Here is a 20,766-nt window from a genome sequence, read left to right on the forward strand (position 1 = left end):
ACTCCGCTGAACGGATACAATTTACTAAACAGAAAAAAAGGCAAAAGAAACCCTAGGGTAGCTAGTTATTCACTATCCATTTTTTAAGTTGGCGTTTTTTAATGTTTTAAATAGCGCATTTCAGCTTATATTAGGTAAAAACCTAGAAATTTTATAAAGAAATAAGGTGCACATAGTGCAAAAAATTAAGCATGATTTACGCCAAATACATTAAGTTTTTTGTCATTAATCCACTGCAGAGATTGCGAAGATAAATAAATAGCTTCAGTGTTATAATAAGGGGGCTGGCGAAGCTTGTCAAGGAAGTTTTTATGATTTATCTAACGAACTTTACACTTGCTAAAGTTGTACCATCTTGGTAACTTTAACTGAAAGAAGTTATTTTTTATCCAATATGAAAAAAGCCTTTATATTCACATCCTTAATAGCAATTATATTGATAGTTATTACTTATTTATACAGAAACGACGGAACTAATGACTCACAAGTGGTAAATGTTTATTCATCGCGCAAAGAAGAATTAGTACGTACTTTGTTTGATGAATTCACGAAAAATACAGGTATTAAAGTACGTTACATCATTGATGATTATTCTCAGCTACTTTCACGAATGGAAAACGGTGGTGAAGCTGACTTATTTTTGACTGCTGATGCAATCAACTTAATTCTAGCAAAAAAAAGAGGACTTTTATCTCAAGTAGATTCAGAGGTTTTAAAAAGTGTTATACCTGCAAGATTTAGAGACAGTGAAGATTATTGGTTTGGTCTTACAAAAAGAGCTAGGATATTGGTTTACAATAAAGAGTCAGTAGACCCTAAGGACTTAAGTACTTATGAAGATTTAGCAAATGAAAAATGGAAAGGAAAAATATTAGTGCGTTCTTCTACAAGTCCATATAACAGATCGTTAATTGCTTTTATGATTGCAAATAATGGTTTTGAAAAGACGAAAGAATGGGTAAGCGGAATTGTGAGCAATATGGCAAGAAAACCAAGTGGTGGTGATACTGATCAAATTTACGCCGTAGCAGCGGGTGAGGGAGATGTTGCAATAGTAAACAGCTACTACTTTGCGAGAATTCTTTCATCAGAAAATAAAAAGAATGTTGCAGACAAGCTAGGGGCTTTTTTTCCTAATCGCAACGATCACGGTGTAATGGTAAACATCAGTGGTGCAGCAGTAACAAAAAACGCAAAAAACAGGGAAAATGCTATAGTCTTATTGGAATTTTTAGTAAGCAAGCAGGCTCAAGAGTTATACGCTAAAAAAAACCAAGAATATCCTATTATTGAAGGCGTTGAAACTTCCGATATACTAAAATCTTGGGGAAATTATTCACAAAGTGATTTGCCTCTAAGTGAACTTGAGAAGCATCTTTTTGAGGCTGTTATGATAGCGGATGAGTGTAAGTGGAAGTAATCCCCAGCGCCACTAAACATTGGGATGAAAGATTTATGCTAATATACCTTACTCTTGACTCGCTGAACTTTTTCTTCCTTCTAACTTAATTTTGACTTTACTATCTTTTTCCGTTCTTTCACCAAAACAATTGCTGCACAAGAAGTCTATTGAAAAAAGGTAATAAGAAAGTAGAATAGGTTCAAGTAGTTGAAAAGGAAACTATGAACAAGAGAAGGAATTTGTTAAACATCTCAGACCTTACAGTCGATGATGTAGAAAATATAACTAAGTTGGCCAACCAGTACCTTAAAAAAGAAGTTGCAAATAGTCATATCTTGGAAAATAAGACAGTAATAAATTTATTCTTTGAAGATTCAACGCGTACACTTGCGTCTTTTGAAATAGCAGCAAAAAGCCTTGGAGCAAATGTTGTAACTTTGCCAATAAGATCTTCTTCTATTAACAAGGGAGAAGATCTAAAAGACATGATCAAAACATTAAATGCAATGAATCCTGATTACATAATAATCAGGCATAAAAGTAGTGGTATCATTAATACACTGGCAAAGTATGTTAACTGCTCGCTAATCAATGCAGGCGATGGAAGTAGTGAACATCCAACTCAAGCTCTTGCAGACTATCTTGTAATCAGCAATCACAAAAAGCAAATAAAGGACCTCAAAGTTGTGATATGTGGAGATATTCTGCACAGTAGAGTTGCAAGATCAAATATAAGATTGCTAAAAATGTTTGGAGCAGAGATAAACTTGGTCGCACCACCAACTTTGATTTGTAAGCATTTTCCTGAAGTAGATTCAGTCCATTATTCATTAATTGAAGGTATAAAGGATGCTGACGTAATTATGCTTTTGAGATTGCAGAAAGAGCGCATGAATAATAGTTCTTCAGAGAAAGAATATTTTTATTTGTATGGACTTGATTCACAAAAGCTATCATACGCAAAACCAGATGCGATTGTTATGCACCCAGGGCCAATAAACAGAGGGATTGAGATTAGCAGCGATGTAGCAGATTGTGTTATTTTACAGCAAGTAGAATTTGGATTGGCAATACGTAAGGCAGTGTTGCACTATTATAGGCCTTGCTAATATTAAAAGATGCTACACAACTAATGCAAAAAGGGGGGGCATGAAATGACAAGGCTTGTAAATGGTTTGAGAATGGCCATTAAGATGTTAATGCCGAGGATATGGTGTGGAAGTTTTTACGAAAGCCTGAAGTCAATCAACAACCTTGCAGAACGGCAAATTAGACGGCTATCGTAAAAACAGCTTTTTCACCTGGTCGGAACATGGAGAAAGATTTGTGGAAAGAATGTTGTCGATATTTTTGACATCACGTCTCAATGGCCAAAATCCCTTCCAAAAGTTACGACTGCTTAGTTCTTTATTCATTCTCACAATCCGTGAACGGTTACAACCTAGATTCCAGTGGGCTTTGTTGCATCGCTAGCTATGATGGATTAAAGATAAAAAAGATAGGGAATATCAGTAGCTTATTATTCTGGTATTTATAACAAGAACGGTCAATGAATACCTAAATTTGAGTAAAAGAAATTTCACTACCATTTACCAATCCGGCTAAAATTCAAGAATTTCAATGCTTTAGCTATTTTCAATAGAATTAAATTTATTAATATAAATAACAAATTACTATTCTTAAATTTGATCAGATTGATTGCAAAAAAACAAGATTTTCAATAGGTTGCTTATAATCCTAACTATAGTTAGCCTTTCATAAGTAGCGATGCAACAAAGCCATTCCAGTGTCAGCTACTTTCATAACACCATATTACCTTAACAAAAGCAAATGTTCGTACAGATGTGCATCAGCTACTTTCATCTGCCACCTGCAAATTGCAATGTTCGTACAGTTATGTGTCACGCTACTTGGATGACACCGTTGAAAGAAATGAACCGCCTTTTCAAAATTGTTTTGAATAGAGGAATAACATTCACAAGTAAAATTTCATATTACCATTTTTTAATTTATGTATTATAATAAGCTTAATCTATAAGAAAAACAAAGTTGGAAAAGTTGGAAGAACTAAGCAAAAACTGGGTGATAAGAACGGGAAGATTTTTATCTTCATTATTTTTTTTACTGTTGATTGCGCTATCAATACGTAGTTTTTTATTCGAGCCATTTCATATACCTTCTGGTTCAATGAAAAGCACCCTACTTGAAGGGGATTACATTTTTACTAGTAAATATTCATACGGTTACAGTAAACACTCCTTTCCATTTTCTCCAAACATTTTTAGCGGCAGGATTTTTTATACCCCTCCAAAGCGTGGCGACATAGTAGTTTTCAAACCCACAAGAAATGACAGCATCAGGTTTGTTAAGCGAGTAATAGGAACACCAGGTGACAAAGTGCAAATGATAGAGGGAGAATTATACCTAAATGATCAGAAAGTAGAGCGAAGGCAAATTGAAAGTTTTTTTGATTATGAGTCAAATCGTAACATACCAAGATATATAGAAACGCTTTTAAGTGGCAAGGAACATGAGATTTTGGTAGATGACATTTCTAATAAGCTATCATATAACACTCCGGTTTATTATGTACCTAACGATCAATTTTTCGTTATGGGAGACAATAGAAATAATTCTTTAGATAGTAGGTTTCCTGAAGTTGGTTTTGTACCAATGGAAAATATCATTGGGCGTGTAAGCATAGTTGGTTTATCATTTAAATTAGGAAAGGTCGATTGGTTACCATTTAATTTCAGGTTACCTGTTGCTTTGAGATTAAATAGGGTATTGCACAAGGTTGTGTAAGCTTTTTCTACCTATTTGTTAATTCACACAACTCTAAAGAAGAATTTTCTAACTCGGCGATAGTGTTGTTAATTTCATTCAAGTCATTGCCTTGTAAAGCGTTTTTTGCATTTTGTAATAGGTTTTTCAACTTTTGATCAGTGGAAAGGTTATTATTGTTTTCAACCAAGTGTATGAGTTTATTTCCATTAATTTTAGCACCTGCAAGGGAACGAGCCTTCATATCTTCGTCAAAACTGTTTATTGACTGGTTAACCATATTTTGAACATCAGCTTCACTCAAGCCAAAACTTGAATTTACTTTAACTGTCTGCTCAATTCCAGTAGTTTTTTCTCTTGCAGTAACAGTCAAGATTCCGTCAACGTTAACTGTAAATTCTATTTCAACTCTTGCAGAACCTGCAGGCAGTGGCGGTATACCTTTTAGTTCAAACTGCGCTAGAGATTTGTTATCCTCTATCATTTCACGTTCTCCCTGACAAACATGAATTTTCATTGCTGTTTGCCCATCAATATAAGTTGTAAACTCTTTTGTTTCTGAAACTGGCAGTGGCGTATTTCTTGGTATGATTTTTTCAACTATGCCTCCCATAGTTTCTATGCCAAGTGATAGAGGTAAAACATCCAGGAGAATATTCCTATCTTTTGAGCTCGAAGTTAAATCATGAGCCTGCAGAGCTGCCCCAATGGCAACTGCTTTATCTGGATCCACGTCATTTAGTACTTTATTTCCAAAGAGTTTGACTAGTGAATTTTGAACCAATGGTGTTCTAGTTGCACCACCAACTAAAATTACTCCTTTTATATCATCAATTTTAAGATCTATATCACTTATAGTACGAGTGACTATATTGATAGTCTTATTGACCAAAGAACTGATTGCCTGCTCGAATTCTTCTCTGGTAATTTCGCACTCAAATGGCTTGCCGTTAACATTAAATTCGAAGATACCTATAGTGTGATTGCTTAGGTACTCTTTCACAGAGCGTGATTCGATAAGTAAGGAATTTAGTTGCTTAGCCGTCTTTTCTCTATACTTATCAATCACAATTGAACTCAGCAAATGATCAAAATCATCACCGCCGAGTTTGGTATCACCACCAACTGCAAGAACTTGAAACACTCCTTGATGCAATTTCAATATCGAAATATCAAATGTTCCACCACCAAGGTCATAAACTGCATATATTCCACTGTTATTGTTCTTTTCAATGGAGTAAGAAAGCGCTGCAGCGGTTGGCTCGTTAACGAGGCGAAGAACTTCTATGCCAGCTAATTTTGCTGCATATTTAGTTGCGTTACGTGCTGAATCGTCAAAGTAAGCTGGCACAGTAATTACTGCTTTTTTTACTTCCAGCCCCTTAGACTTTTTTACCCTCTCACATAAAGCTTTTAATATCTCAGCAGAAATCTCAACAGGAGTAAGATACTTTTCCTCCGAACATTTTACTCTAATAACTTTTTCACTTTCGTTATCTATTTCAAAATAAACACCCATCTTGTTCAAATCTTTAACACTTTTACCCATTAAACGTTTTATTGAGTGGATTGCATTTGAGCCAACATCATAGCCAGTTTTCAATGTATTATTTTCACATGAAATGATAGAAGGTAATAGCTCTCTTCCCTGTTCATCTTTAAATATCTCCACGTTGCCAGCTTTATTTACCATAGCAATTAAAGAGTTGGTAGTGCCAAGATCTATACCAAAAACTACTTCATTTGAATTTGGTTCAGAAATTTGAATTGGTTGCATTTTTCTTCATCTCCTCAAATGACTTGTATAAATATTTCAATCTTAAGACTTGTGTAGCAGCTCTATCAAAATTCTTTACAGCAAAAGTGTTAATTAGATTTTTAATGCAACCTTTTATTTTTTCATCGATCATCCTACTTGCAAATTGTAGATCGTCGCAGTCTAGTAAGTACTCTCTTATTTCCATTGATTCACTTAATATTTCAGAATTTAAGTGGTCCTTTTGGCTTTTCACATTAAAAAAATCCAGCAAATGCTCAGCACGTTTTAGCGGTGACTTTAGTATCTGATAAGCTCTGTTAATATTTTCCATGTTTTGGGACTGTCTTTCATTTATATCAGTCCTGCTTAGCTCAATATATTTTTTCTCTAACTCATCAAAGCTGATATTGAAAGCTGGTTCAATTTCAAACAATGCAAAATAGTTGCTAGACATGAAAACTCTCTCCACAACCACATTTTCCTTTCTCATTAGGATTTTTGAAAACAAAACCCGATGAAAATTTTTCTTCTACATAATCCATTTCAGAGCCAAGAATAAACATGACGGATTTTGGGTCGATCAACACTTTAACTTTTTGGCCATCACTACAGTTTTCTTCAATTACCGACTCTAAAGGACGAGTATCATATGCATATTCAATATCATATTTTAAACCAGAACATCCTTTTTGCTTAATTAGCACTCTTATTCCTATTGCTTCTTCCGGTTTCTCAAGGTTAGTATGCTTCTTTTGGTCCAATAAATACCTTATCCTTTCTACTGCTTCCGCAGTTATAGTGATAAGTTTTTTATTCTTTTTTACAGTTTCACCTCCGCCTACTTCTTGATATTCACCCATGTTCGTAGCTTCTTAATTCTTTTGTTTACTTTGATAGTCATGAATAGCAGCCTTTATAGCATCTTCAGCAAGTACCGAACAGTGTATCTTCACTGGAGGTAAAGACAACTCTTCCACTATTTGAGTATTCTTTATCTGTGTAACGTCACTGATGGTTCTTCCCTTTATCATCTCTGTTAACAAGGAACTTGAAGCAATGGCAGAACCACAACCAAAAGTTTTAAATTTTGCATCTTCAATAACACCTTTGTCATTGACCTTTATCTGCAATTTCATTACATCACCGCACGATGGTGCACCAACTAGGCCAGTACCAACATTTGGATCATTTTTATCCAGAGAGCCAACATTCCTTGGATTTTCGTAATGATCTAAAATTTTCTCATTATAACTCATAAAATTACCTGTGAACCGCTATTCTACATTATAACATATTTAGGTTAAAAACTAAAGTAAAATACACTCAAAAAGTGTAATTTTTGTAAGGTAAAATTGTAGTTTTTGAGTGCATTTTACTTTACAAATTCGCGTAGTGCATGTCATTCTTTATATTGTAATTAAGTTTATAATTTAAAAAGGAGTATCCCTTGAGTTTGTTTAGTAACCTTTATCAGGGCCTGTTAAAAACTTCTTCTCGCTTTAGCGACGGGGTGAAAAGTATTTTTTCTGGCAAAAAAAAATTAGATCAGTCGCTTTTAGATGAATTAGAAGAATTGCTAATTAGCATGGATATTGGTCATAAAACTTCCAAGTTGATTATCGATAGGCTCACAAGCATCAAATTTGACAAGGAAGTTGAGTATAATACCATCACACAGCAGCTAATGAGCGAAATAGAATCGATATTGAACCCTGCTGTGCAACCGCTAATTTTAAACAAAAAACCACATATAATAATGGTATGCGGAGTAAATGGTAACGGTAAAACCACGACTATAGGTAAGCTCGCATATAAATATAAGGAAATGGGAAAATCCGTTATGCTTGTTGCATGCGACACATTTAGAGCTGCTGCTAGTGAACAATTAAACATTTGGGCAGAACGTTCTGATTGCTTGATTGTTACTGGAGAGTACGGTAGCGACTCTGCAAGTGTGGCATATAGAGCTGTAAGTCAAGCTATAAAAGATAACGTTGATGTTGTTCTAATTGACACAGCAGGAAGGCTGCAAAATAATGTGAACCTTATGGAGGAGTTATCAAAAATATATAGAACGATAAAGAAATTGGATGACACTGCCCCTCATGACGTTATTTTAGTTCTTGACGCAACTACCGGCCAAAATGCTTATAGCCAATTAGAAGCATTTAGCAAAATGGTTAATGTTACCGGGCTAATCGTAACAAAGTTAGATGGCACTGCTAAGGGCGGAGTGGTAATTGGACTTGCAGAAGCTTATAAGATAAAGTTACATGCTATAGGAATTGGCGAAAATATAGAGGACTTAAGGGAGTTTACTAGCAAAGAATTTGCTGAAGCGTTATTTAATTGTAATTAAAGACTTCTCTTAATTCCCTTACGTGACCAAGCTTGATTATTTCAATATCATGAGAAGAATAGTTACCATTTTTAGGCATAATTGCTTTTTTGAATCCTAACTTTTGTGCTTCTTTTAGTCTGAGATCAGCATGCGAGATGTTCCTAATTTCTCCTGAAAGTGCAACTTCACCGCAGATTATTGAAGAAGTTGGCAGCGGTAAATTTACTATACTTGAAATAAGGGAAGCAGCAACAGCAAGATCAGCCGATGGTTCCTGTATTTTGAGTCCCCCTGCAATGTTTAGGTATACCTCTTTATCATGCAAAAACATTTTGCAACGAGCATTTAGCACCGCGATGATCATAGCCAATCTATTAATATCCCACCCAACTACTGCCCTTCTTGGGGTTGCCATATTAGTCCCTGCTATTAATGCTTGCACTTCCATTAAAATTGGTCTTGAACCTTCAATTCCTGCAAATACGGCGCTGCCAACTACTTCTCTGTCATGGGCCATCAGAAACAATGATGATGGATTATCAACAGGCACAAGTCCTGCTTCAGACATCTCAAAAACACCAATTTCATTTGCAGGGCCAAATCTATTTTTAATAGTACGCAAAATGCGATATTGATTGCTATTTTCACCTTCAAAATATAATACCGTATCCACCATATGCTCCAGAGTTTTGGGTCCAGCTATTTGTCCATCCTTAGTTATATGACCAACTATTAAAAGAGAAACACCATATTGTTTCGCAAGAATAGTTAATTCATGTGCGCAAGTACGAACCTGAGTTACAGTTCCTGGTGCCGATGTAATTCTGCTATCATACATTGTTTGTATAGAGTCAATTACTAAGAATTTAATACTTTTGTTTTCCTTTATTGTTGCTACTACATCAGTTAAAGACACTGTAGATAAAAGCTTAATTTTAGGTTCATTTATCTTAAGACGCTTTGCTCTGAGACTCACCTGCTCTAAAGACTCCTCGCCGGATACATAAAGACATTCAAAAGAGGAAAGTTGCACAACATTAGCTGCAATTCTAAGCAAAAGGGTGGATTTTCCAATACCAGGTTCGCCACCAATTAAAATGCTAGCACCTTGAACGATACCCCCACCAAAAACTCTATCTAATTCTTCTATTCCTGTTAAAAAACGACTTGGAGTGATAATTTCGCTACCCGATAACGTCTTTATTAAAATTGGTGCAGATATACTTCTTTTGCCCGTTTTTACTGCTATTTCCTCAACAATTGTATCCCAATTGTCACATGCGATGCACTTCCCTACCCACCTACCAGTGCTGTGACCACAGGATTGACATACATATACAGTTTTCATCAAAGCCAAAATTATTTTGTTGTAATTGTAATAAAAATTAGCTGAATATGCGAAGTAAATCTATAGCTAACCCAAGAAAGGGTTCCCTATGTCATACCGCGATTCATTCGCGGTATCTCTAGATCCCGCTAACAAGTAGCGGGATGACGAGCTTATCGTCACGCCGCCGCGAACCGTCATACCGCGATTCATTCGCGGTATCTCAAAGCATAGATCCCGCTAACAAGTAGCGGGATGACGAGGTCATGCCACCGCAAACCGTCATACCGCCGCGGTATCTCTTAGCCGCTAACACGTAGCGGGATGACGGTTGTCGTTTAGCCATAAACATTAAGAAATTTACCAAATGAAAAAAAAGGCAAAAGAAGCCCCGTGGTTATTATCCGCTTTAAAATATTGGCGTTTTTTATGTTTTAAACGCTTGACAAGCGAGATTCAGCCGCTTTTAATTGCAACTAACTTACGCTGCAAATGTTTAAGAAATTTACTAAGCAGAAAAAAAGACAAAGAATCCCCGAGTTAGCTAGTCTTTTACTATCTTTGTCGAGTATTGGCATTTTTTGATGTCTTGTAACGCTTTGTAAGCGCGTTCAGCTTATTTAGATAAAAATCTAGATGTAGATGAAGTTTTGTAAAGACATACAGTATCTATATACTGCAAAAAATTGAACATAAGACGCCGATACATTAAGTAATCCTTACCTTTTAATCTGCAGATTGGCGAAAGCAAATACAATAGCTTCACTATCATGATAAGGGCGCTGGCGAAGGGTGTCAAGTAAGTTTTTTGTTTCTATTCCCAATGTTATATGGTTATGTAAGAAGTCTAATAGCAAATTTTTAAGTTCCTCTTTAACTCTTTAACCAGCGGGCTCGCATGAGGAGAGGAGAGTAAAGGTCCTCTTCCATAGATATCTTCACACTTTTTTCTTCTTCTGTAGTTGGCGGACGAGTAAGAAAGTGAATCTTTGGTGCGCCACTAATTATTGCCATTGGTGTTTGCTCCGCCCCTTCTCCCATAACTAAAACAGCAGACGTTGCCAGCGCATCAAGAAGATTGACTTGTGTTACTTGCAGTGGTTGATCATAAAGATCTGGCTTGCCTATATAGGAATAAAATGGTTCAAATCCACACCAACCAAGAGCAACGCCCGTAACCCCAAGGCGCATAGGTGTTATGTTACTATCTGTAATCAAAATACCAAGATGTTTTATGCAGTGTTTTGTCTTGAGATAGTTCCATATTGATAGAGCTGTTTTCTGAACATCCTTTGGGTATAAAATATACATTTCATTACCATTTGATTCATCAATACCAGCAGATGGAATTAAGATATTGTCTTTGATTGTTAAATAGATGCCGTAAGAATTATGGTCTACATCAACAATTGCATCAGCTTCTCTTTTGATTAGCTCTTCTTTAGAACAAGCAGTTTTGCAAACCACTTGTTTTTGACAAATAGAAATGATTTTTGATGTGATAGCAAGAACAACTTCCTCTCTTAGCAACTCTGAAACATAGCGATCAAGAACCTGCTCTAATACTTCTCCACATTCAATGCGGTGGGTATAAATTGCTTCAACATGCATATTAACGTGTCAGCTTGCATATAGTATAATCTTTCGTTTTGGTGAGAATAGTTTTATGCCATCCATCAAGAAGTGTTAAGTTGAAATATACATCACCTTTATAGGGTTTGTGAATTTCTGTTATGATAAATTCTGAGATTAGATCATACTCCAAAAAAAGATGCGCTATTTGTGCTCCACCAATCATGAAGACTTTAGAATTACTTTGGATTGACAAAAACTCTTGCATAGAAGAAATAATAGTGCATTTTACTCCTCTGTTAAAACAAGAATTTAATTTGTCACGAGAAAAAACAACAGGGATACGATTCCCTAATATGTCTTGAGGCATAGTTTCAAATGTCTTTCTCCCCATAACAATAACTTGTTTTTCAGTCACCTGACGAAAATGATCTAACTCACTTGGATAATGCCAGGGCAATCCATTATTTATTCCAATTACCCCCTTGGGATCAACAGCCATAATTCCGATAACTATCATCCCTGTAAAGCAGCTTGAGCTACAAAAAATCGCATGTGATCACGCACATTATGCACCCGAAGGAAATCAACCTTGTTGTGTAATACAGATGATGTAGCAATTGTTTCTAAATCTCGGTTAAAGACAGGTTCTGTAGAAAAAGAAGAAATAAATGACTTTCTAGAATGGCCAACCAGAACTTTGCAGCCAAAATTTTGTAACGTTTCTATACTGCGTAAAATCTGGATATTCTGGTACATAGATTTGCCAAAACCAATACCAGGATCAATAATGATCGAGCTTTGATCAAAACCTAGAGCTAGTAATCTATTAATGTTCCTTTCTGCCCAATTATTTATGGTATCAATTGGATCAATGTCACTTGGGATAATGTTGTCACTATGTGGTGGTATGGAGAGTGAATGCATAATAACGATACTACATCCACTGCTAGCAATCGCTTTTAAGGTATTATCATCTAGATCTCCCTTCTGATCGTTTACCCAGGCAATGTTGTAGTGCTCCAAAACATTCAAAATAACATCTGGCCAGAAACTATCAATGCTGACTTTAATGTCACCAACTTTCATATACTGATTGAGATTATCAAGCACTGGTTTTAAGCGTGCATATTCTGCTTTTGGAGTTTGTATTGAGGAGCCAGGTCTTGTTGATTGAGCACCAAGTTCAACTATGCTTGCACCATCTGATAACAGCCGCAGTGCCTGCTTGGTTGCTTGATCTGCATCATAATAAAGACCACCATCTGAAAATGAATCAGGAGTAATATTGACAATACCTACAAGCTCTGGTGAAAGCGTAAAACTCCTTAAAAAGCAATCCTTAATGTTAGGGTTAACAGTACCAAACGTTTTGTTAACTACTGCCATAGGGTTCAGCATTGTCATCAAGTGAAGCAAAAATGGTCTGTTTATCAATTCTGGGTGAGGAATCTTAAGGTAGGGTGTATCAAGTGTCAGGTCATCCCATAACAAAATATCCAAATCAATAATGCGAGGTGCCCATTTTTCATAGACCTGCAGACGGCCAATGTCACATTCAATTTGTTTAAGGCCCTTTAACAGCTCTTCAGGAGAAGAAGAACAACTTCCATACACAACCATATTTAGAAATGGCCTGTCCCACCCAGGTGAAGCATCATTTGGTAAAATAGCCTTAGTTTCCAGAATAATTGAAGATTTTAAATTTTTAAAATAGCGCTCCTGCAGTAACTGAGCAGCCTTTTGTAAATGGGAAAAGCGATTTCCTATATTTGAGCCAACAGAAATGTAAATCATTCTTGCAACGCATTACGATAAGTAAAGAAAACACCTCCATGCACACTGGGGACAGGTGGTGCAACTTTGTGAATAGTTACGCCTATAGAAGAAATAATAAGCTTTTTTTGCATCACAAGGTTATTAATGGTCCTGTATATATCATGAGTTAAATGCTCGATTAAGTTGAATTGCTTGCTTTGAACGAGAGATTGAATACTCTGAACTACCTCCAAGTAGCATATAGTATCCTCAAGCCGGTCAGTTGTAAGTCCTAAAGGGGGGGATTTAAAGGTAAAATCAATATTAACACTAACTAATTGAGAATGATACTTCTCTTCTGCACTATAGCCTAAATGAACCCAAAGCCGTAAGTCAGATATAAGAAGATTACATGCAGACATTGCATTCCAACATCACTGAGTTTAAGCTACTTACAACTACTAACACACGCTAGCATTCATCATTCTATCAAGAAAACCCCACAAGAGCCTTGCTCCCTTTTGAGCACCCTGCATAACTTTATCTTGCTCTTTTTCATCTAGATCTTCAATAAGATTTGCACATTCCTCAGAATGCCATTCATCAGCATGCATATGGACCGTAAAAAATTGAAGAGAACGCTCATCACTTATTGAATAGTGTTTTTTTAAACCTTCAATTTTAGACTTGGAAACCTCTGGAGTTTGACGTTCGTAAGCGTACAAGGCTCCAAGACCTGCTGCAAAACCTGATCTTACAATGTCAAAGTAACCATCAATTAATTCTTGTGTCTCCTTAATCTGTGCACTTTCACGAAGATCAGATCGCGCAACGCCAAGCCCTTCAGCAAAACGTTTCCATAACTCTGGATGATTTTCATCACCTTGTTCCTCTTCTATTAAATTACCAAGTAAAACCTGTCGCATTTTTAGATCTGGGCACAGAAAATGTATACCACTGATGTAACGAGGAAACGCAGCAACATGGTGATAATATTCTTTAGCATAGGTTTGTAAAGCTTGCAAGCTTAAGCTTCCTGTATTCCATGATTGGTAGAATGGATGATTTAGTAAGTGCAATTCATCTAACTTGTTATTTAGAGACTTAGTAAATTCCATCATTTCCCCCATTACATTAATATATAGTTCATATACTATAGTTTTCTCATTGTTACGATCATGCTAACAATGGTGGGATTGGTAGGACTCGAACCTACGGCCAATTCGTTATGAGCGAACTGCTCTAACCGACTGAGCTACAATCCCTTTTATCAATATTTATAATACACACAAAAGCAAATTTGTCTATTAGCTTATTTCACTATCAACCCAACTTAGCAGATCATTTGTTGCACCAATTTTGCGTGCAATTTCCTTACCATCTTGAAATATAATCAAAGTAGGTATAGATTGAACCCCATACTTACTTGGCACTTCAGTCCCTTCATCTATGTCGAACTTGCAGATCTTAATCTTGCCTTTTCTGTCTTTAGCCAACTGTTCAATACGCGGCATTAGACTTTTACATGGCCCACACCATTCTGCCCAAAAATCTACCAGAACAAACCCTTTATAGTCAGTGACTTCAGATTTGAAATTTTGATCATTTACCGGTGTAATATCATCACTCATAAAATACCTAAACTTAAAACGATTGCTTGTAAAATATAGCGTATCTATTAGCAGTTAATCAACTAAATTCTTACCGCAGAGCTTGAAAAATTGCCCTAAAGTGTTTTGCACAAACAAAAAACTTCTATTACATCTGGTGGTTAAAGATATCCACGTTTTCCCAACCCATTAAGTCTAATTCAATACGAGTAGGAAGAAATTCAAAGCACTTTTGGGCCAATTCTTTTCTATTTTCACGCTCCAGCATTAAGTCTAGCTTTTCCTTTATCCTGTGGAGATACAAAACATCAGATGCAGCATAACTTTTTTGTTTGTCTGTTAAATTTTCATTTCCCCAATCAGAAGATTGCTGCTGCTTATTTAGTTTGGTATCAAGCAGCTCTAAGCACAACTCTTTTAAGCTATGATTATCTGTGTAAGTGCGAACTAAACGTGAAGCTATCTTTGTGCAATAGCACGGAAGTGCCCAAGTTTCCAAGTAATAACGTATTATGCTCACATCAAATCGCGCGAAGTGAAATATTTTAGTTATATTTTTATCCTCTAATATTTTTCTTAAATTTGGCGCTGTATAATCGTTCTTGAGTTGAACTAAGTGAGCGTTGCCATCATTAAAAGAGAGCTGCACAAGGCATAATCTATCTCTGCTATGAAGTAGCCCCATTGCCTCGGTATCAACAGCTATAGACCTTATATCATCTGGTATGGAACTAGCTGGCAAGTCGTCTTTATATAAAAATATTCCCATAAAATTAATACATTTTTTGGCACAATTGAAAACCTATGATAATCAAAAATGAGTCTTAAGTATACGAAAAGATCATAGAAGGAACCACGCAAATTTATGGGCTCTCAATTTTTCGTGTACACGGGGTTTACAAATCGCTGTATATGCCTATAATTAAGTAAATTTAGGTTAATTTAATTGCGGGAGTAGCTCAGTTGGTAGAGCGCAACCTTGCCAAGGTTGAGGTCGAGGGTTCGAACCCCTTCTCCCGCTCTTTGCTTTCAAAATCATTTCGTCAAAAATCCCTTGACAAACTCCGCCAGCTCCCTTATCATGATAGTGAAGCTATTGTATTTGCTTTCGCCAATCTGCAGATTAAAAGGTAAGGATTACTTAATGTATCGGCGTCTTATGTTCAATTTTTTGCAGTATATAGATACTGTATGTCTTTACAAAACTTCATCTACATCTAGATTTTTATCTAAATAAGCTGAACGCGCTTATAAAGCGTTACAAGACATCAAAAAATGCCAATACTCGACAGAGATAGTAAAAGACTAGCTAACTCGGGGATTCTTTGTCTTTTTTTCTGCTTAGTAAATTTCTTAAACGTTTGCAGCATAAGTTAGTTGCAATTAAAAGCAGCTGAACTTCGCTTGTCAAGCGTTTAAAACATAAAAAACGCCAATATTTTAAAGCGGATAATAACCACGGGGCTTCTTTTGCCTTTTTTTTCATTTGGTAAATTTCTTAATGTTTGTGGCTGAACGACAACCGTCATCCCGCTGCTTGTTAGCGGGATCTCTTGTTAGCGGCTGAGATACCGCGAATGAATCGCGGTATGACGTAGGACTGCTGTCATTCCAGCGCGTGACGCTGGAATCCAGTTCTTATTACCTGGTGTAAAGTTAAGTTTCCTGGATCCCAGTGTCTGGGCACTGGGATGACAAGAAAGGAGCACTGGGATGACAAGAAAGAGGCTACTTGGATAACAGAAGAAGGAGGCTACTTGGACAACACCCTGACAACCATCATCCCGCTACGTGTTAGCGGGATCTGGAAATACCGCGGCGGTATGACGTAGGACTGCTGTCATTCCAGTCTGGAATCCAAAAAAGGATGATGTCATCCCAGTGCTTGACACTGGGATCCAGCTTCTGTGCAACCTCATCAAAAACATTCATTTAGTATAAACTTTCCATGCTAGTTTGCTTGCTTACAAGCAAACTTTCCTGGATCCCAGTGGGCTTTGTTGCATCGCTCAAGTGAAAAGAACTGGCAGTTACTGACAAAATTCATTATAAATAGCCATTTAACTGTTGAAGAAAAAATATGCCACAAAAAATGAGAGTCAGTAACTGCCATGAATATAACAAATTTCTCCAAGAAAGAGGAAGCATTTTTTGTTATATCAATGACGCCATAGAAAATTGGTACGAGAATTGTCCAAAAATGCAGGGCGGCAACTATATTTATAGTGATAAAGTTGTGATTTTGGTGCATATAATCGTCAGTTTCTTTAGAATTGGTTTAAGACAAACAGTCGGGTTTATAAAAGGGTATTTGCAACAAATAGGAAGAGATTTGCAGCTATTCACAAGCATCAAAAGAAACTTAATATTAAGATAAATGATTGCAGAATTGATAAAAATATAGCTCTTTCCATAAAAGTCCGGATGTGATAGGATAAGGGTAGATGATGATAAGGAGGTTGAATGCCAGCAGCATATAGTTATGATTTAAGAAAAAAAGCAATGGAAGCGCTAGACGAAGGAGAAAGCAGAGAAACAGTGGCAGCAAGATTTAAGATTGGACGAACTACTTTATGGGAGTGGCAGCAAAGAAGAAAAGAAACAGGAGACTTTCAATCAAAAAAACTTGGAAATGGGGGTTACAATCACAAAATTACCGACTGGGATACCTTTGCCAAATTTGCCAGAGAACACGGAGGAAAGACTCTATCGGAAATGGCTAAACTTTGGAACAACGTTAGTATCCAAACGATCTATCGAGCCCTTAAAAAAATTGGATTTACGCGCAAAAAAAGACATATGGATACAAGGAAAGAAACGAAGAAAAACGTGCTGAATTTTTGAAAATTATAGCGACAAAAGAACCTAAAAACTTAGTGTATATAGATGAGTCTGGCATTGATAACACCGAACTACGGATATTGCCAGAAAGGACAGCGGTTTTATGCCTTAAAATCTGGAAAGAAAACTCAACGAATCAGTATGGTTGCAGCCTTAAGTGGAAGAAAGATAGTTGTTCCGTTAACCTTTGAAGGCCACTGTAATATGGATGTTTTTAATGGATGGTTTGAGCAATTTTTGACACCGATCTTGGAACCTGGACAGACTGTCATTCTTGACAATGCTACTTTTCATAAGTCTGATAAGATTATCGAGCTTGCTAAAGGGGTTGGTGCAGAAATTTTGTATCTGCCGCCTTATTCTCCAGATTTCAACAAAATTGAGCATCATTGGTTTGCTATAAAAAACAGAGCCAGGAAAAACATTCCTCTATTCGAATCCTTTCGTCGTGCTGTTGATTCTGCCTTCCTATGACCTGTTCGGACTATTATGAGAAATGCTATACTACATAAGGCCTAATTTCCGGAAGATCAACTTTTTGGTGAACATAAGGTTTTTCGCATATTACAAGCTCTCCTCCGCATTCGCAAATATTAGGCAACTCTATTTTTACTACTTTATCCGCTTCCATTGTGGCATGAAAATTTCCTTTATGCCCAACCTGATCGCCAACATTCCTTTCGCTTTTTGGCTTGTCCTTTTTTGTTTTGTACAATTCTTTAGAGCTCGGTAGAGATGAATTTTTCGAGTTTAAACCAAGCCTTTCCTTTAATTCAGCGTTCTCTATCTTTAAAGCTTTATTTTCTGCTTTTAAGTTTTCTATCTCTGCTTTCAGTTTTTCTATTTTTTGCTGTAAATTTTTGCAAAGTTCTCAAAGGTTTACCACATTACCTCACTTTTGCTCTATGATTATCTTTTTAGATCACTTTGTCTACCTTATTCTACCACTCCGCTGAACAGATACCTTGGGTTAGCTATAGCTAACACCACAATTGTACTAACATTGTGATTTGAGAACAACCTTCACCAGAAAGGGTGTCATTCCAGTGTTAAGCACTGGAATGACGAGAGGTAACGCAAGAAGTTTACTCTTAATAAAAACCTGATGATGAATCATTATTACCAAATTTCGGCCTATTTCTGTTGCTGAAACCAGAACGAGGACGAGGAGGCCTCTTATGGTGACTTCCCCCAGGTTTTCTACTAAATGAATTATTGTAATAATTATCCCTGTCATTTGGACCATCTTTCCTTTCCTCGTTGTAAAGCTCACCTTCAAAAAACTCTCCCGTCTCTTGATCAACCCGACGTCTTGACAACTTTGGACACCCACCTTTTTCGAAGTCAATTACTAGTGCTTTGAAAGTATCATCTTGTTTAAGTACGCTCTCTATAGAATCTATATGTTCATTAGCTACTTCACTTATGTGCATTTTTCCTTTTCTGCCATTAAGAAATTCAAGCTCTACAATAGACTTCTCTATTCTTACAACCTTGACATCAACTATAGAACCTTGTTCTAGTTCTGTTATTGAATCAATCATCATACTCTTTGCAATTTCAGCTTCAGTGCCACTCGTAGCAAAAACAGAAACTTTACCATCATCTCCTATTTCAATTTTTGCATTACTTCTTTCACACACACTGCGTATATTTTTCCCCTTAGAACCTATAGCAGCAGAAATTTTGTCTTTATCTATGTAAAATGATAACATCCTTGGTGCATGGTCTTTGACATCATCACTGTGTTCTGAAATCACTGCATTCATTTTTTCTAAAATATGTAATCTTCCAGCTTTTGCCTGTTCTAAAGATTTTTCAACAATTTCAAAGCTTATACCAGAAATTTTCATGTCCATTTGTAGCGCCGTAACCCCTTCACTAGTTCCTGCTACTTTAAAGTCCATATCACCAAGATAATCTTCATCACCAAGTATATCGGAAAGTATTACATACTCGTCTTTATCTTTGATGAGACCCATAGCAATTCCAGCAACAGGGGCCTTTATTGGCACACCCGTATCCATTAAAGCAAGAGAAGTCCCACAAACTGTTGCCATAGAAGAAGAACCATCAGACTCCAAAATTTCGGACACTACTCTTATTGTATAAGGAAATTCAGACTTATCGGGTAAAACAGGATGAATTGCTTTCCAAGCAAGTTTGCCATGACCGATTTCTCTTCTTCCTGGTGCACGCGCAGCAGAAGTTTCTCCAACAGCAAATGAGGGAAAGTTATAATGCAACATGAAATGCTCACGTCTATCCCCTTCAATATCATCCACAATTTGCTCATCTTGAGTGGTGCCAAGAGCAGTAACAACCAGTGCCTGAGTATTGCCTCTTGTAAATAGTGCAGAACCGTGAGTTTTGGACAGAATATCAACTTCAACTTCTATCTGACGTATCTCATCATGCTTACGACCGTCTATCCTTACACTTTTCTTCCTAATTATTTCACGTACTAAAGATCTTTCAAAGTTTTTTACTGCATACGTAATTAACTTTTCGTCTTTTCCAGTTTCTTTAAGAGTATTCAATATATTCTCTCTGATCGCTTCTAGAGCTTGAACTCGCTCTTGTTTTACTGTTTGCGAATATGCTTTTTCAAAATCTTTACCGTATTTTTCGAGCTCTTGTGTTATATCTGATGCATCAATAGGGGCAAAGCTCTCAGGTTTATTGCCAATTGTATCAGCAAACTCTTTTATGAGCTTAATGACAGGCTTAAGGTGTTCATGGCCAAATTTTATTGCATTAAAAACATTTTCTTCAGAGAGCTCTTTCACTTCTGATTCAACCATTAAAATTGAATTTTCATCACCAGACAAAAACAGATCCAAGCTGCTTGCTTTCATCTCTTGAACAGAAGGGTTGAGTATATAGTTATTATTTTCATCACAACCAACCATCACTCCAGCTATAGTAAAGTGAAAGGGAACACCAGAAATTGCAAGAGCTGCAACAGCACCAATCAGTGCTGGCACTTCAGGAGGATTGACTGTATCATAAGTTAATAGATTGCACACCACACTAATTTCATCATGAAATCCTTCTGGGAATAGTGGTCTTATACTTCTATCTATTACTCTTGAGATTAAAGTTTCTCTATCAGATGGCTTGCCTTCTCTTTTAAAAAACCCGCCAGGGATCTTACCCATGGCATAGCTTTTTGCGATAAACTGCACATTTAAAGGTAGGAAATCAACGCTTTCTTCCTTCTTTTTACGTACAACAGTTACTAAAACAGAAGTATCACCGTAATTTACAACTACTGAACCATGAGCTTGGCGTGCTATTTTTCCTGTTTCTAAAGATAAGGCACGACCACCCCACTCTATAGATTTTTTTATAATTTTAAACATATTAAAT

The 20,766-nt window shown here is 36.5% G+C and carries 22 protein-coding genes, 2 tRNA genes and 1 pseudogene; 9 read left to right on the forward strand and 16 right to left on the reverse strand.

Annotated features, from left to right (window positions below; all coding sequences use genetic code 11):
• Positions 1–394 precede the first annotated feature (394 nt).
• The 4 genes from ABL518_RS00295 to lepB all read left to right on the forward strand — a co-directional run bounded on the left by ABL518_RS00295 (position 395) and on the right by lepB (position 4,207).
• Entirely contained in the window at positions 395–1,420 is a 1,026-nt protein-coding gene (locus tag ABL518_RS00295; protein WP_010082338.1) for a Fe(3+) ABC transporter substrate-binding protein, read from the forward strand.
• 203 nt (positions 1,421–1,623) lie between these two features.
• Positions 1,624–2,511, forward strand: coding sequence for an aspartate carbamoyltransferase catalytic subunit (locus ABL518_RS00300; protein WP_006280416.1), 888 nt, complete (start codon positions 1,624–1,626; stop codon positions 2,509–2,511).
• 45 nt (positions 2,512–2,556) lie between these two features.
• Positions 2,557–2,688 (forward strand): hypothetical protein, encoded by a 132-nt coding sequence (locus ABL518_RS00305; protein ID WP_256437678.1) that lies wholly within the window; start codon positions 2,557–2,559, stop codon positions 2,686–2,688.
• 772 nt (positions 2,689–3,460) lie between these two features.
• Entirely contained in the window at positions 3,461–4,207 is a 747-nt protein-coding gene (gene lepB / locus ABL518_RS00310; protein ID WP_010962911.1) for a signal peptidase I, read from the forward strand.
• Positions 4,208–4,214: 7 nt separating this feature from the next.
• Here lepB and hscA read toward each other — a convergent pair whose 3' ends face one another.
• From hscA to iscU, 4 genes are read right to left on the reverse strand one after another with little or no spacing between them, the layout of a single operon-like run.
• Complete coding sequence (gene hscA / locus ABL518_RS00315; RefSeq protein ID WP_010082333.1) at positions 4,215–5,963, reverse strand: Fe-S protein assembly chaperone HscA; 1,749 nt, start codon at positions 5,961–5,963, stop codon at positions 4,215–4,217.
• Positions 5,941–6,399 (reverse strand): iron-sulfur cluster co-chaperone HscB C-terminal domain-containing protein, encoded by a 459-nt coding sequence (locus ABL518_RS00320; protein WP_010962909.1) that lies wholly within the window; start codon positions 6,397–6,399, stop codon positions 5,941–5,943. The genes hscA and ABL518_RS00320 overlap by 23 nt, the downstream gene beginning before the upstream one ends.
• A complete protein-coding gene (locus tag ABL518_RS00325) occupies positions 6,392–6,805 on the reverse strand; it encodes a HesB/IscA family protein (RefSeq protein ID WP_038199190.1) in 414 nt (137 codons plus the stop codon). The genes ABL518_RS00320 and ABL518_RS00325 overlap by 8 nt, the downstream gene beginning before the upstream one ends.
• A 12-nt stretch (positions 6,806–6,817) precedes the next feature.
• Complete coding sequence (gene iscU, locus ABL518_RS00330) at positions 6,818–7,201, reverse strand: Fe-S cluster assembly scaffold IscU (RefSeq protein ID WP_007548853.1); 384 nt, start codon at positions 7,199–7,201, stop codon at positions 6,818–6,820.
• Positions 7,202–7,392: 191 nt separating this feature from the next.
• On the opposite strand from iscU, the gene ftsY reads away from it, so the two are divergent.
• On the forward strand, positions 7,393–8,304 hold the full coding sequence (gene ftsY, locus ABL518_RS00335; RefSeq protein ID WP_010962907.1) for a signal recognition particle-docking protein FtsY: 912 nt from the start codon (positions 7,393–7,395) through the stop codon (positions 8,302–8,304).
• Here the strand turns inward: ftsY and radA are convergent.
• The 9 genes from radA to ABL518_RS00380 form a co-directional block, all read right to left on the reverse strand.
• Complete coding sequence (radA, locus tag ABL518_RS00340; protein WP_070356933.1) at positions 8,291–9,634, reverse strand: DNA repair protein RadA; 1,344 nt, start codon at positions 9,632–9,634, stop codon at positions 8,291–8,293. The two genes, ftsY and radA, sit on opposite strands and share 14 nt — an antisense overlap.
• An 852-nt stretch (positions 9,635–10,486) precedes the next feature.
• Complete coding sequence (locus ABL518_RS00345) at positions 10,487–11,224, reverse strand: putative folate metabolism gamma-glutamate ligase (RefSeq protein ID WP_010081866.1); 738 nt, start codon at positions 11,222–11,224, stop codon at positions 10,487–10,489.
• Position 11,225: 1 nt separating this feature from the next.
• On the reverse strand, positions 11,226–11,705 hold the full coding sequence (locus tag ABL518_RS00350; RefSeq protein WP_038199174.1) for a dihydrofolate reductase: 480 nt from the start codon (positions 11,703–11,705) through the stop codon (positions 11,226–11,228).
• Positions 11,702–12,982, reverse strand: a complete 1,281-nt coding sequence (folP, locus tag ABL518_RS00355; RefSeq protein ID WP_095742789.1) for a dihydropteroate synthase — start codon at positions 12,980–12,982, stop codon at positions 11,702–11,704. The genes ABL518_RS00350 and folP overlap by 4 nt, the downstream gene beginning before the upstream one ends.
• Entirely contained in the window at positions 12,979–13,365 is a 387-nt protein-coding gene (locus ABL518_RS00360; protein ID WP_007548841.1) for a dihydroneopterin aldolase, read from the reverse strand. Before ABL518_RS00360 ends, folP begins: the two co-directional genes overlap by 4 nt.
• A 39-nt stretch (positions 13,366–13,404) precedes the next feature.
• Positions 13,405–14,061, reverse strand: coding sequence for a CADD family putative folate metabolism protein (locus ABL518_RS00365; protein WP_095742869.1), 657 nt, complete (start codon positions 14,059–14,061; stop codon positions 13,405–13,407).
• Between the two features lie 70 nt (positions 14,062–14,131).
• Positions 14,132–14,208, reverse strand: a tRNA-Ile gene (locus tag ABL518_RS00370).
• A 42-nt stretch (positions 14,209–14,250) separates the two neighbouring features.
• Positions 14,251–14,574 (reverse strand): thioredoxin, encoded by a 324-nt coding sequence (gene trxA / locus ABL518_RS00375; protein WP_010962901.1) that lies wholly within the window; start codon positions 14,572–14,574, stop codon positions 14,251–14,253.
• Positions 14,575–14,701: 127 nt separating this feature from the next.
• Positions 14,702–15,322 (reverse strand): ribonuclease D, encoded by a 621-nt coding sequence (locus ABL518_RS00380; RefSeq protein ID WP_010962900.1) that lies wholly within the window; start codon positions 15,320–15,322, stop codon positions 14,702–14,704.
• Between the two features lie 179 nt (positions 15,323–15,501).
• On the opposite strand from ABL518_RS00380, the gene ABL518_RS00385 reads away from it, so the two are divergent.
• A tRNA-Gly gene (locus ABL518_RS00385) sits at positions 15,502–15,574 on the forward strand.
• A gap of 930 nt (positions 15,575–16,504) precedes the next feature.
• On the opposite strand, the gene ABL518_RS00390 is transcribed toward ABL518_RS00385, so the two are convergent.
• On the reverse strand, positions 16,505–16,804 hold the full coding sequence (locus ABL518_RS00390) for a hypothetical protein (RefSeq protein ID WP_156768666.1): 300 nt from the start codon (positions 16,802–16,804) through the stop codon (positions 16,505–16,507).
• On the opposite strand from ABL518_RS00390, the gene ABL518_RS00395 reads away from it, so the two are divergent.
• The 3 genes from ABL518_RS00395 (at position 16,724) to ABL518_RS00405 (ending at position 17,868) form a co-directional block, all read left to right on the forward strand.
• Positions 16,724–16,930, forward strand: coding sequence for a transposase (locus ABL518_RS00395; protein WP_233641170.1), 207 nt, complete (start codon positions 16,724–16,726; stop codon positions 16,928–16,930). The two genes, ABL518_RS00390 and ABL518_RS00395, sit on opposite strands and share 81 nt — an antisense overlap.
• 86 nt (positions 16,931–17,016) lie before the next feature.
• Positions 17,017–17,397: a helix-turn-helix domain-containing protein gene (locus tag ABL518_RS00400; protein ID WP_007549224.1), complete on the forward strand. Its 381-nt coding sequence runs from the start codon at positions 17,017–17,019 to the stop codon at positions 17,395–17,397.
• A gap of 42 nt (positions 17,398–17,439) precedes the next feature.
• Entirely contained in the window at positions 17,440–17,868 is a 429-nt protein-coding gene (locus ABL518_RS00405; RefSeq protein WP_255322255.1) for an IS630 family transposase, read from the forward strand.
• A 28-nt stretch (positions 17,869–17,896) separates the two neighbouring features.
• Here the strand turns inward: ABL518_RS00405 and ABL518_RS00410 are convergent.
• A pseudogene (locus tag ABL518_RS00410) lies at positions 17,897–18,238 on the reverse strand (DUF6444 domain-containing protein); the annotation flags it as partial.
• A 247-nt stretch (positions 18,239–18,485) separates the two neighbouring features.
• A complete protein-coding gene (gene pnp, locus ABL518_RS00415) occupies positions 18,486–20,759 on the reverse strand; it encodes a polyribonucleotide nucleotidyltransferase (RefSeq protein WP_095742791.1) in 2,274 nt (757 codons plus the stop codon).
• Positions 20,760–20,766 lie beyond the last annotated feature (7 nt).

This window comes from Wolbachia endosymbiont of Drosophila willistoni, assembly GCF_040084705.1.
Taxonomy (GTDB): domain Bacteria; phylum Pseudomonadota; class Alphaproteobacteria; order Rickettsiales; family Anaplasmataceae; genus Wolbachia; species Wolbachia pipientis.